Source organism: Citrobacter sp. Cf072, from assembly GCF_030334485.1.
In the GTDB taxonomy this organism is placed as follows: Bacteria; Pseudomonadota; Gammaproteobacteria; order Enterobacterales; family Enterobacteriaceae; genus Citrobacter; species Citrobacter freundii.
The window spans coordinates 147,524-160,449 of record NZ_JAOWDX010000045.1 but is presented as its reverse complement, the minus strand read 5'-3'; the positions used below and the strand labels follow the sequence as shown (position 1 = coordinate 160,449).

The 12,926-nt window shown below is 51.3% G+C and carries 9 protein-coding genes and 1 pseudogene; 6 read left to right on the top strand and 4 right to left on the bottom strand.

Annotation, left to right across the window (positions count from 1 at the left end; all coding sequences use genetic code 11):
• The 4 genes and pseudogenes from OGX66_RS13095 to OGX66_RS13080 all read left to right on the top strand — a co-directional run.
• Window positions 1-546 (top strand): annotated as a pseudogene (locus OGX66_RS13095) (hypothetical protein); the annotation flags it as partial.
• Between the two features lie 10 nt (window positions 547-556).
• Window positions 557-1,117 carry a T6SS effector amidase Tae4 family protein gene (locus tag OGX66_RS13090; RefSeq protein ID WP_088903194.1) on the top strand — a complete coding sequence of 187 codons (561 nt, stop codon included), beginning with the start codon at window positions 557-559 and terminating at the stop codon, window positions 1,115-1,117.
• Between the two features lie 158 nt (window positions 1,118-1,275).
• On the top strand, window positions 1,276-1,533 hold the full coding sequence (locus OGX66_RS13085; protein WP_225990936.1) for a hypothetical protein: 258 nt from the start codon (window positions 1,276-1,278) through the stop codon (window positions 1,531-1,533).
• A gap of 460 nt (window positions 1,534-1,993) precedes the next feature.
• Entirely contained in the window at window positions 1,994-2,278 is a 285-nt protein-coding gene (locus tag OGX66_RS13080; RefSeq protein WP_031605187.1) for a type VI secretion system PAAR protein, read from the top strand.
• A 247-nt stretch (window positions 2,279-2,525) separates the two neighbouring features.
• On the opposite strand, the gene maeB is transcribed toward OGX66_RS13080, so the two are convergent.
• Window positions 2,526-4,805 carry an NADP-dependent oxaloacetate-decarboxylating malate dehydrogenase gene (gene maeB / locus OGX66_RS13075; protein ID WP_003838520.1) on the bottom strand — a complete coding sequence of 760 codons (2,280 nt, stop codon included), beginning with the start codon at window positions 4,803-4,805 and terminating at the stop codon, window positions 2,526-2,528.
• 280 nt (window positions 4,806-5,085) lie between these two features.
• On the opposite strand from maeB, the gene tkt reads away from it, so the two are divergent.
• Window positions 5,086-7,080, top strand: a complete 1,995-nt coding sequence (gene tkt / locus OGX66_RS13070) for a transketolase (protein ID WP_270934385.1) — start codon at window positions 5,086-5,088, stop codon at window positions 7,078-7,080.
• Here the strand turns inward: tkt and OGX66_RS13065 are convergent.
• From OGX66_RS13065 to aegA, 3 genes are all read right to left on the bottom strand, one after another.
• The gene (locus OGX66_RS13065) at window positions 7,070-8,113 is read right to left on the bottom strand and encodes a DUF1176 domain-containing protein (protein ID WP_088903398.1); all 1,044 of its coding nucleotides are present in this window, start codon (window positions 8,111-8,113) and stop codon (window positions 7,070-7,072) included. The genes tkt and OGX66_RS13065 overlap by 11 nt on opposite strands.
• Window positions 8,114-8,236: 123 nt before the next feature.
• A complete protein-coding gene (gene nudK, locus OGX66_RS13060; RefSeq protein ID WP_003838513.1) occupies window positions 8,237-8,812 on the bottom strand; it encodes a GDP-mannose pyrophosphatase NudK in 576 nt (191 codons plus the stop codon).
• A 156-nt stretch (window positions 8,813-8,968) separates the two neighbouring features.
• Window positions 8,969-10,948 (bottom strand): formate-dependent uric acid utilization protein AegA, encoded by a 1,980-nt coding sequence (aegA, locus tag OGX66_RS13055; RefSeq protein ID WP_088903192.1) that lies wholly within the window; start codon window positions 10,946-10,948, stop codon window positions 8,969-8,971.
• A gap of 260 nt (window positions 10,949-11,208) precedes the next feature.
• Between aegA and narQ the strand changes: the two genes are divergently transcribed.
• On the top strand, window positions 11,209-12,906 hold the full coding sequence (gene narQ / locus OGX66_RS13050; protein WP_057102005.1) for a nitrate/nitrite two-component system sensor histidine kinase NarQ: 1,698 nt from the start codon (window positions 11,209-11,211) through the stop codon (window positions 12,904-12,906).
• Window positions 12,907-12,926: the final 20 nt, after the last annotated feature.

The window sequence follows — 12,926 nt, the reverse complement described above, 5'->3', positions numbered from 1 at the left end:
AGCGGCGCGCTGGGAATAAAGGTTCAGAGCGATATTGTGCTGGAAAGCAGCAGCCGGATAAGCCTGAAGGTGGGCGGTTCGTTTGTGGTCATCCACCCGGGTGGCGTGGATATTATGGGGCCGAAAATCAATCTCAACAGCGGCGGGAGTCCAGGTACAGCCGTGGGGACACTGCAACCAGTTGTTCTGGCAACTTTATCAAGTGATGGCACTGGAGAAAATTCAGGAGGCGGCGATGATTCGAATGTCTCAGGTAATCCGGTGATTGAGTCGGAAGATGTAGATGAAGAGAAAAAAATTACCTCGATTAGTTGGTCTTATGGTGAAGATAAAATAGAGCTTGGTGATATATCGAGACATTATGTTGACCTGAACCTTCATATTCAGACAGAAAACTATAATCCTGGCGAAAGTGTTTGTTGTGCTGTGGAATATAATGACATAGATAATATTAAACAAATAATAACTGTTACTGGAATTGTTGATAATACTGGAAATGTTTGCATACGCAATGTTTTTAGTGATGTGCTAATGAGCGTGCAATAAGGATATTGTAATGGGTAAAGTTCACGCAAGCGCAGGGGGACAAAAGTCCTCTTTGACGGCAAGAAGACCTACATGGAATAATGTTTATAATGGATACCCTAAAGTTAATGGAGGTACTTCATCGGAAGGTGATGAGTATTATGATACCGTTTTTACTAATGTTTTTGGTGCGAGTTATGATAAAACGATATATTTTAATGCTTGTGGGACAAGAGTTTCCCTAGCGTTGCTTGCTGGTGGAGTGAGGCAGGTTGGGAACCGAGGGATAAAAATAACAAATAAAAATCATAAATTTTATGGTAAGCAAATTGAACCTGGCGCTGAAAAATTAAAGAGTATTCTCGAAGGTAAGTGGGGAAAGGCTGACATAGTTGTAAATTTCCCGACTAACCTGAGTGATGTAAGTTCAAAACTAGATGGCAAGAAGGGTATTTATATTATGATCCCTAAATCCCCTAGAGATTTCCACGCATCAGGGCATGCAACATTATGGACCGGGAATAGAGTTATGGCCGATCATTACTATATCGCAGAATATACTGCCGCAATATACTTTTGGGAGTTGAAATAATGATACACAGACTCAACTTAGTCTTTTTTTTATTTTTTGTTCCCAGATATGCCATTTGTTCAAATGGAAACGATCTCAATATCCATGAGCATCTTCTAGATAATTACAAAACGTATTCTCTTGCTCGATGCATTACTAATAATTATGAGGAAATGGGAATGGATTTTAATAAACTACCCTTGAAAGATTATACAATGGGATTCATTGATATCGAGAAAGGATTAGCTTTTAGTAGTGATAAAAATAATGCTCTTGATATGTTTATAAAAAGTAAAACAGATAATTTTTATAAAACCAGACAAACTGAAGGCGATCTGGCTCAGCTAAATATGGTTATATATGATTGTGTTGATTTTTATCACTCAAGAGAGCTGGATGCGCTTTTAAATAGTTTGATTTCAAAAAAAACAAAATAAGACAGGGTATGAAACTATCGATAGTGTTTTCAATTAAAGCCAAATAGCTGAGTCGAATACTGTTATATTTTTTACCGGCCCTCTCAGGACAATGGCGTAGTGTTATTTTCTCTGCTAGGTGACACTACGTCTAAATTTGTATTACCTTGCTCTTGAGTAACTGCCCCACTCAATAAATCATAAGTATGAATCTTGTCCAGCAATTGCACATAAAGTATGAATGATTCAGATATAGAACATAACTTACATATCATTACAAAATGATATTTTAAAAATTTGGCTGCATTGTAAACATTCAAATATTGTTTTTACTCACAACATTAATAATGGAGAACACTTGAATCACAAAAGATAATCTTCTGAAGATCATGTAATAGCAATAAATTCTAAATTTAAAATCATTTATTAACATAAATTTAATTTCTGCTCTAACTCTGACTAAATATTATGGAGGATCCCCATGCCCACAGCAGCCCGACTTAACGATAAAGGTACCCAGCACGATGGTTATCACGAAACTGTCATTACAGCGGGTTCACCCACGGTATTTATTGATGGATTGCCTGCTGCCCGTATGAGTGACCCACTGACGCCTCACGATAAACCGAAACACCCACCTCACCCCCGAAAAATAGCCAGTGGTTCAGGCACTGTGTTTATTGACGGCCTGCCTGCCGCCAGAACCGGTGATGCAATTGACTGTGGCGGCGTGGTGATCGGCAGCGGCACAGTCAGTATCGGCTGATATACAAGGACAAGGTTATGTCACAAAATGGTTTGTGTTTTACGCTGGATGTGGAGAACTCAGTGTCCGGGAAGTGACTTCAAGGAAGAATTTACGGTCGTAGTGATAGATTCGAAACAAGAAAAGGATAAACCAATAAACTAAAGAGATGATAAAAAATCACAAAACATAATTTTAATGATATCAATGAAATTCCCCCTTACCCCATTCAAGCCAGGGTAAGGGTTCATACTTCACACTAACATAATTACAGCGGCTGAGTCTGTGCTTCTACAACCGCCAGCGCCACCATATTAACGATACGACGAACAGAGGCGATCGGCGTTAATACATGAACAGGTTTCGCAACCCCCATCAGCACCGGGCCAACCGTTACGCCTTCAGAACTGGAAACGCGTAGTAAGTTGTAACTAATACGGGCCGCTTCCATATTCGGCATCACCAGAATATTAGCTGAGCCTTTCAGCGGACTGTCCGGCATGCGGTCATTACGGATACTTTCCACCAGCGCGGCATCGCCGTGCATTTCGCCGTCAATCATCAACTCTGGCGCGCGCGCCTTAATCAGCTCCAGCGCTTCGCGCATTTTGCTGGCCGACGGGCAGTCAGAGGAACCAAAGTTGGAGTGCGACAGCAACGCCACCTTCGGTTCAATACCAAAGCGACGCACAGTCTCTGCCGCCATCACGGCGATTTCCGCCAGTTGCTCAGGCGTAGGATCGTCGTTGACGTAAGTATCGGCGATAAAAGTGTTACCGCTTGGCAGCAGCAAGGCGTTCATCGCCCCAGCAGTATGCACGCCGTCACGATGACCAAACACCTCTTTCACCACGCTGAAGTGCTCATGGTAGTCGCCAATCGTACCACAGATCATCGCATCCGCTTCGCCACGCTGCACCATGATTGCACCGATCACCGTAGTGTTGGCAATCACCGCACGCTGCGCCTGCTCCTGGGTGATCCCACGGCGCTTCATGATCTGATAATACTCACTCCAGTACTCTTTAAAGCGCGGATCGGATTCGTTGTTGACGATTTCAAAATCGACGCCCGCTTTGATCTGCAGCCCCAGTTTCTGGATACGCATTTCAATAACGCTCGGACGACCGATCAGGATTGGTTTTGCCAGCCCTAAAGTAATCAGCTCCTGGGTAGCATGCAGTACGCGCGCTTCTTCCCCTTCCGTCAGCACCACACGCTTCGGCGCTTTGCGTGCCAGGGAGAAAATTGGCTTCATGAACAGGTTGGTTTTGTAGACGAATTCAGTCAGCTTATCGATGTAAGCGTCAAAGTCGGCAATCGGACGCGTTGCCACACCAGAGTCCATCGCTGCTTTCGCCACAGCAGGGGCGATTTTGACGATCAGACGCGGGTCGAACGGTTTCGGAATGATGTATTCCGGGCCGAAGCTCAGGTCCTGATCGCCATAAGCAGAGGCCACCACTTCACTCTGCTCGGCATGCGCCAGCTCAGCAATGGCGTGCACCGCCGCCAGTTTCATCTCTTCGTTGATGGCCGTCGCACCAACATCCAGCGCACCGCGGAAGATGAACGGGAAGCACAGGACGTTGTTAACCTGGTTCGGGTAGTCTGAACGACCAGTACAAATGATTGCGTCGGAACGCACCTCTTTTGCCAACGGCGGCAGGATTTCCGGTTCCGGGTTAGCGAGTGCCAGAATCATTGGCGCACGCGCCATCTTCTTAACCATTTCCTGCGTCAGCACTTTCGGACCGGAGCAACCGAGGAAAATATCTGCGCCGTCAATGACATCATCCAGCGTACGCTTACCGTCATCCACCACCGCATAAGCCGCTTTGGTTTCCGCCATGTTCGGTTCGCGGTCTTTGTAAATCACGCCTTTGGAGTCACAGACCACAATATTGTGTTTCTGCATACCCAGCGCTACCAGCAGGTTCATACAGGCAATCGCCGCCGCGCCTGCGCCAGACACCACCATGCGCACGTCGGAGATATTTTTCTCAACCACCCGCAGACCGTTCAGAATTGCGGCAGTACTGATGATTGCTGTACCGTGCTGGTCATCGTGGAAGACCGGAATATTCATGCGTTCGCGCAGCTTTTGCTCAATGTAGAAGCACTCCGGCGCTTTGATATCTTCGAGGTTGATACCGCCAAACGTGGGTTCCAGGGCCGCAACCACATTGATAAATTTATCCGGATCGAGTTCATCGACTTCAATGTCGAACACGTCGATCCCGGCGAATTTCTTAAACAGAACGCCTTTACCTTCCATCACCGGTTTGCCGGCCAGTGCGCCAATATTGCCCAGGCCCAGCACCGCCGTACCGTTGGAAATAACCGCAACCAGGTTGCCGCGCGCGGTGTATTTGTAGGCTGCCAGCGGGTCCTTTTCAATTTCAAGACACGGTGCAGCCACGCCCGGCGAGTAGGCCAGCGCCAGGTCGCGCTGCGTTGCCAGAGGCTTGGTCGGAGAAACCTGGATTTTACCGGGTACCGGAAATTCGTGGAAATCGAGGGCGCTTTGTTTTAACTGGTCATCCATCTTGTTGTTCCTTTCACGTATCTATCAAAAAAGTGGCGCGGGTAACCATTCTACTGAGCCGCACATTATCACCTCAGTCAACGGCACAAACTTTGAAGGTCCCCAAACTCTCACCATTCAAAGAAAGAATTTGTTATCAATTTATAACAGCCATGTTACCTGCTTAATCCAGCAATACCATGCCTGTCTGCTATGCTTTTTGCTGACAACGCCCGCAATTTTCCCAAAAGTGTGAATCACAACACGCATCTAACACTTTACTTTTCAAGGAGTATTTCCTATGACCCGTAAAGAGCTTGCCAATGCCATTCGTGCGCTGAGTATGGATGCCGTCCAAAAAGCTAACTCCGGCCACCCAGGAGCACCAATGGGGATGGCCGATATCGCCGAAGTGCTGTGGAACGATTTTCTACGCCATAATCCGACCGATCCCACCTGGTACGATCGTGACCGGTTTATTCTGTCCAACGGCCACGCCTCAATGCTGCTTTACAGCCTATTGCATCTTTCCGGTTACGACCTGCCGATCGAAGAATTAAAGAACTTCCGTCAGCTCCATTCAAAGACGCCAGGTCACCCGGAAATTGGCTACACGCCGGGCGTGGAAACCACCACCGGACCGCTGGGCCAGGGTTTAGCCAACGCCGTCGGCATGGCCATTGCCGAACGCACGCTGGCAGCGCAGTTTAACCAGCCGGACCATGAGATTGTTAACCACTTTACCTGGGTCTTTATGGGCGACGGCTGTCTGATGGAGGGTATTTCACACGAGGCTTGTTCGCTGGCGGGCACGCTGGGGCTTGGCAAACTCATCGGCTTCTACGATCACAACGGCATCTCAATTGATGGCGAAACCGAAGGCTGGTTTACCGACGATACTGCAAAACGCTTTGAGGCTTACCACTGGCATGTAGTGCACGACATTGACGGTCATGACCCTGAGGCGGTGAAAAAAGCCATTCAGGAAGCGCAGGCTGTTACCGATAAACCGTCGCTGATTATCTGCCGCACGGTGATTGGTTTTGGCTCACCGAATAAAGCCGGGAAAGAGGAAGCGCACGGCGCTGCGCTGGGCGAAGAAGAGGTGGCGCTGACCCGGCAGAAACTGGGGTGGCATCATCCTGCTTTTGAAATCCCCAAAGAGATTTACCGGGCCTGGGACGCACGCGAGAAAGGCGAAAAAGCGCAACAGGGCTGGAAGGAAAAATTCGCAGCTTACGAACAAGCCTACCCAGAACTGGCGGCAGAGTTTACTCGCCGGATGAGCGGCGGACTGCCTAAGGAGTGGGAAGCAACAACCCAGAAATATATTACCGACCTGCAAGCCAACCCAACCAAAATAGCCACCCGTAAAGCTTCGCAAAATACCCTGAACGCCTATGGGCCGATACTGCCAGAACTGCTCGGCGGCTCGGCGGATCTGGCACCCAGCAACCTGACCATCTGGAAAGGCTCCTCCTCTCTTAAAGAGGATCATGCAGGAAACTACATCCACTACGGCGTGCGGGAATTTGGCATGACCGCCATTGCCAATGGTATCGCGCACCACGGGGGCTTCGTACCTTACACTGCCACGTTCCTGATGTTTGTTGAATATGCCCGTAATGCCGCGCGCATGGCGGCGCTGATGAAAGCCCGACAAATCATGGTTTATACCCACGACTCGATTGGCCTGGGGGAAGATGGTCCCACGCACCAGGCCGTCGAACAACTCGCCAGCCTACGCCTGACACCTAATTTCAGTACCTGGCGACCATGCGATCAGGTTGAGGCGGCAGTAGGCTGGAAGCTGGCGGTCGAACGCCATGACGGGCCAACGGCGCTGATCCTCTCGCGGCAGAATCTGGCGCAGGTTGAGCGCACACCTGAGCAGGTGCAGCAAATTGCCCGCGGCGGCTATGTGCTGAAGGACGGCGGCGGTAAGCCGGATGTTATCCTGATTGCTACCGGTTCAGAAATGGAAATCACACTGCTGGCAGCGGAAAAACTGACCGGCGAAGGCCGTAACGTACGTGTAGTTTCTCTGCCTTCAACCGATATCTTCGACGCCCAGGATGAGACGTACCGGGAGTCGGTCCTGCCGGCAAACGTCAGCGCGCGCGTGGCGGTAGAAGCCGGTATTGCCGACTACTGGTACAAATATGTTGGGCTGAAAGGGGCGATTGTTGGGATGACGGGCTATGGGGAGTCGGCACCGGCAGACAAGCTGTTCCCGTTCTTCGGCTTTACGGTAGATAACATCGTCGACAAAGCACACAAGGTGCTTAACGTGTGATCCACAGCGTGGGCCAGGCGTCTGGCCCATGCCAGTTATCGCAGCTTGGCTCCTGGGCATAACGCACCAGACGAAAACGCTGACCATCGTAGCGCCAGCGGGTCTGGATCCCGCAATCTGCCATCCCTCGTCCTTTGGCGAGGGTTACCAACTCCCGCGACTTCTCGTCAAACGTAGCGTTGGTCAGCTCCATATCGCGACTTTCCGCATCCGTTTTAAAAGGCAGGCTTAACCGTACCGCGCGTGAAGTCAGCGGGGTTGTACGTGAAACCACCCACGCCAGATCGATAGTGTTATACGCTCCGGCCTCACAGCCAATCATCAGCAGCGCTTTATCATCCGTTAGGGCCGTGACGCGCATCTCGCGACGCAGCGGATCGATAGAGCAACGAATACCGTTGATTCGCCAGTTACCATAGTCCAGCAGTTCACTGCGCTCTTGCTGTGTGAGAGGCGTTGGTGTTGGGTTAATGACCGCTACGCCTTTCAGCGCGGGGGCAGGAGGTACACTGAGCGGAGGCTCGTTACCTTTTTCGATCCATGCGGTTTCGCTGCCAACCCGTTTTTGCTGGGCATCGATAAACAACAATGCGGCTTTTAGCCCGACCAGCGAAAGATTTTGCGCACCTTTTTGCAGGGTAATCGCCTTCGCGTCCTGTACGGTTTGTAAAAATGCGCTAATGGTGGCGGGATCATCGGTCATCATTTGCCATGGGGTAACACGCCAGTGCTCGCCGCTCAGCGAGAGCGGCACACCATCCAACAACAGACGCGGCGCAATATCGCTCTCTTTGACGTTGGACGATTCCAGCCCGCCCAGCTCAATACGCAACACGGCGTCAGTATGTGCCCCGGCGCTGCGGCTCAAGGTCATGACCAGGCCGTGGTGCTCTCCGGTATTGCGCGCCACGCAAAAATTTTGGTTATTACACGTCACCTGCCAGTCAGAAAACGCCTGTTGCGCGGGCGCAGCCCAGAGCAATCGGGCTGGTAGCAACCCAAGCAGGAAAAGGAGAATAACGCGATAGCGCATGGACGGTACAACCCCGAAGTCAAAACACACAGCCTAAGCGGTATCTTCCTTGCGCGACTGATGTGGCTCAATAAGAATTGTCGGATTGGCCGTAAATTTGTAAAGAAATATAAATCCCACGCATTAGTCCATGAGATGCGACGACTGCAAATAGTTCAACAATAGCACCGTTTTACCGTCACGGATCTCACCCGTTTTGATCATTTCCAGCGCCTGTGTAAACGGCAGTTCCAGAACTTCAATGTCTTCATCTTCCACACCGCCACCAGCGTTTGCTCGCTGGCTGTCACTGTATTGTGCAATGAAGAAGTGGATTATTTCCGTCACGCCGCCCGGCGACATGTATAACTCAAACAGTTTGCGCACTTCGCCCACTTCAAAGCCGGTCTCTTCAATGGCCTCTTTGCGAATGCACGCTTCCGGTTCGTCGTTATCCAACAGCCCGGCGCAGGTTTCAATCAGTTGACCATCTTCATTACCGTTGACCCAGGTGGCGACGCGGAACTGGCGAATTAAGACCACCGTTTTCTTCTCCGGGTTATACAGCAGGATTGTGGCACCGTTACCGCGATCGTAAACCTCGCGTTTATGACGAATCACCTCCCCAGTGCTACGGGTCAGGTCATAGGTGATATTGCGCAGGATGAAGTAGTTATCGGAGAGGACTTTATCTTTGATGAGGGTAATTTTTTGCGACATACCGGCTCCACAGCAAGAAGTGAGAAATAATACTACGCCGTGAAACCGGGTTTGTCTTGGAACAATGTAGGCCTGATAAGCAAAGCGCCATCAGGCATTCATGCGGCACATTGCCGGATAACAACGCTAACGCGTCTTATCCGGCCTGGACGCCGATTAGTGAGATTTGACTGATTTTACGCCCAGCCAGTCGACGATCCCCTGGGCGGCGTGCCGCCCCTCCGCCATGGCCGTCACCACCAGATCCGCACCGCGTACCGCGTCGCCACCGGCAAAGATTTTCGGGTTACTGGTTTGGTAACGGTATGCGCTTTCAACATCGGCGGCAATGCGCCCCCAGTTATCGACCTTAACGCCATGCGACTCCAGCCACGGCATGCCGTGTGGGTGAAAACCAAACGCCATGATCACCGCATCTGCGGGCATCACAAACTCACTCCCGGCGATGGGAACCGGGCGACGACGCCCCTGCGCATCAGGTTCGCCAAGTTGGGTACGTAAGAAACGCACGCCGCTGACTCGCCCATCGGCATGCAACACCAGCTCAACCGGCTGGACGTTAAACTCGAAGTTTGCCCCCTCTTCCCGGGCGTTCTTCACCTCTTTTTTCGAACCCGGCATGTTGGCTTCATCACGACGATAGGCGCAGGTCACCTGGCTTGCACCGTGGCGCAGCGCGGTACGTACACAGTCCATGGCCGTATCGCCTCCGCCCAGAACCACCACGTTCAGTCCAGCGGTATCGATAAACGGTTCTTCAGGCAACTCATCCAGCCCCATCACCTGCTTGGTGTTGGCAATCAGGAACGGCAGCGCATCATATACGCCTGGCGCGTCTTCATTTGGCAGGTCCGCCTTCATGGAACGATAGGTTCCCACCCCCACGAACACGGCATCGTAATCCTCCAGCAACTTTTCAAGTGCGACGTCCTTACCCACTTCACAGTTAAGTTCGAAATGAATCCCCATAGCGCTGAAGATTTCACGGCGACGCGTCAGCAGCGATTTGTCCAGCTTGAAGGCCGGAATACCGAACGTCAACAAACCGCCAATTTCAGGATGGCGATCGTACACGGTGGCACTGATACCGCTACGCGCCAGCACATCCGCGCAGGCCAGACCCGCCGGACCCGCGCCAATAATGGCAACACGCTTGTCCACTTTCTGCACATGGCTTAAGTCCGGCCGCCATCCTTTACTCAGCGCCCGATCGGAGATGTAACGCTCAATATTACCGATGGTGACTGCGCCATGCTCACTACGCACCGTGCATGCCCCTTCGCAGAGTCGATCCTGCGGGCATACACGCCCGGTCACCTCCGGCAAGCAGTTGGTTTGATGTGAAAGCTCAACCGCGGCATCGATGTTTCCGGCTTTGACCAGCTCAATCCACTGCGGAATGTGGTTATGCAACGGACAGGTCCATTCACAAATACTGTGGTCGCCGCATTTCAGGCAGCGAGAGGCTTCCCGCTCCGCCTGCGCCGTACGAAACGGCAGATAGATCTCTTCAAAGCTGGTTTTCCGGGCCTCAATCGCCAGTTTATCCGGTTCACCACGCGCAGGCGTCGCCTGCATTTGCTCACGTTTGGTGATGACATGTGGAACAAAATCGGTAGTGCTGGCGTGCCATGGCTGGCTTTCCAGACTTGCGGTACGCAGCCTGCGCGCTTTTGACAGACCGGTAAGCGAGTTTTCCGTCACCAACTGTAACGCCTGCGCCGGGCAGTTCTCTACGCAGGCGGGCCCCTGTTCACGCCCCTGGCACAGATCGCATTTGTGCGCGGTGGCTTTCACCTTCCCTTTGGCGACGGGAGTGAGTACGATCTGCATCGTGCCGAAAGGACAGGCAACGACGCACGATTTACAGCCAATGCACTTTTGCGGGTTCACCTGAACGCTGTCGTTATCATGGCTAATTGCCCCATTTGGGCAACTTCTGGCGCAGGGTGCATCTTCGCAGTGGTGACAGGTCACCGCGCTGCGCTGCTGCTGATGTTTAATGACGGTAATTCGGGGCTGAAAATGCCGTTGGCTCAGGACATGCTGTTCGCCATTGTGAGCCATGACGCAAGCGACCTCACAGGCATGGCATCCCAGGCACTGCTGGCTATTGACCATAATAAAACGATTCATGGCTTCCTTCTTTTTTGGTTGCAAAAACCTTATTCTTTATAAGAGTGTTATTAACCGACACGGAAGGAAGCGGCAATGTTCATTTGCCCAGGAAGCACAACTATTTATGCAGAACCTGTGGCAGATCAATTTATTTCATCGCATATGAAATTGTGTTTCAGTTACCATCCAGTTTCATGGCGTTTTATTAACCTTTATCAAATACACCGCATCGTTCACGCTGTTTTCAGGCGCGACGTGTATTGTGTGAGGATGCACAAGTGACGGTAAAGCGTCCGGTCTCGGCCAGTCTGGCTAAAGCTTTTTTCTACATAGTGCTGCTGTCAATTCTCTCAACAGGTATTGCGCTGCTCACGCTGACCAGCAGCTTGCGAGATGCCGAAGCCATCAACGTTGCTGGCTCATTGCGCATGCAAAGCTACCGTCTGGGTTACGATCTGCAAAGCCAGAGCTCGCAGCTTAACGCCCACCGCCAGCTTTTCCAGCAGGCGCTAAACGCACCGGCATTACAGAATCTGAATGCGTGGTATGTGCCACAAGCGGTAAAAAGCCGCTATGGACGTCTGCATGCTAACTGGCTGGAAATGAATGCCCGCCTGATCGACGGCGATTTAAAATGGTACCAGGCCAATATCAACAACTACGTCGATCAAATCGATCTCTTCGTGCTGGCGTTGCAACATTATGCCGAGCGTAAAGTCATGCTGGTATTTGGTATCTCGCTGGCGGGCGGGATCGGCATATTCACCCTCGTCTTCTTTACCCTGCGGCGCATTCGCCAGCAGGTGGTGCGTCCGCTGAATAAACTGGTGATGGCCAGTCAGCAAATTGAACACGGTCAGTTTAATATCCCACCGCTTGATACCGGTTTGCCCAATGAGCTGGGGTTGCTGGGCAAAACGTTTAGCCAGATGTCGAGTGAATTACACAAGCTGTATCGCTCGCTGGAAGCGTCTGTTGCCGAGAAAACTCACGATCTCCATGAAGCCAATCGCCGTCTGGAGGTGTTGTATCAGTGCTCCCAGGCGTTAAATACCAGCCAGATTGACGTGTACTGTTTCCGCCATATTTTACAGATCGTCCGCGAACATGATGCCGCGTATTTCCTTGAGCTCACCGTCGGTGATAACTGGCGGATTAGCGAAGGGACTAAAAGCCTGGAGCTACCGATGCAGATCCTGCCGGTCACTATGCAGGAAACCGTCTACGGCGAACTGCACTGGCAAAGTCCAAACGTCAATGCTTCTACTCCGCTGCTTAACAGCGTTTCCTCAATGCTGGGACGCGGGTTGTACTTCAACCAGGCACAAAAACATTTTCAGCAACTGTTGTTAATGGAGGAGCGAGCGACGATTGCACGCGAACTGCACGACTCACTGGCACAGGTGCTCTCTTATTTACGCATTCAGTTGACGCTGCTGAAGCGGTCAATTCCGGAAGATAACGCCCCAGCGCAAAGCATTATGGCGGATTTCTCCCAGGCGCTGAACGATGCCTACCGTCAGCTACGCGAACTGCTCACCACCTTCCGTCTGACCTTACAACAGGCAGACTTACCCTCCGCCCTGCATGAAATGCTGGAAACGCTGCAAAATCAAACCTCAGCTAAACTCACACTCGACTGTCGGTTACCCACGCTGGCGTTGGATGCGCAAATGCAAGTGCACCTGTTGCAGATCATCCGCGAAGCGGTGCTGAACGCCATTAAGCATGCCAGTGCGAGCGAAATTGCCGTCAGTTGCGTAACGGCTCCGGACGGCAACCACACGGTTTATATCCGCGATAACGGCATCGGCATTGGCGAGCCGCATGAGCCTACAGGGCACTATGGACTAAATATTATGCGTGAGCGGGCGGAAAGACTAAGCGGCACGTTGACCTTCTCTCAACCTTCCGGAGGAGGAACGTTGGTAAGCATCAGTTTCCGCTCGGCTGAATCAGACAGTGATCTAACGTAAAGAACCGCAAAGCGCCGTCG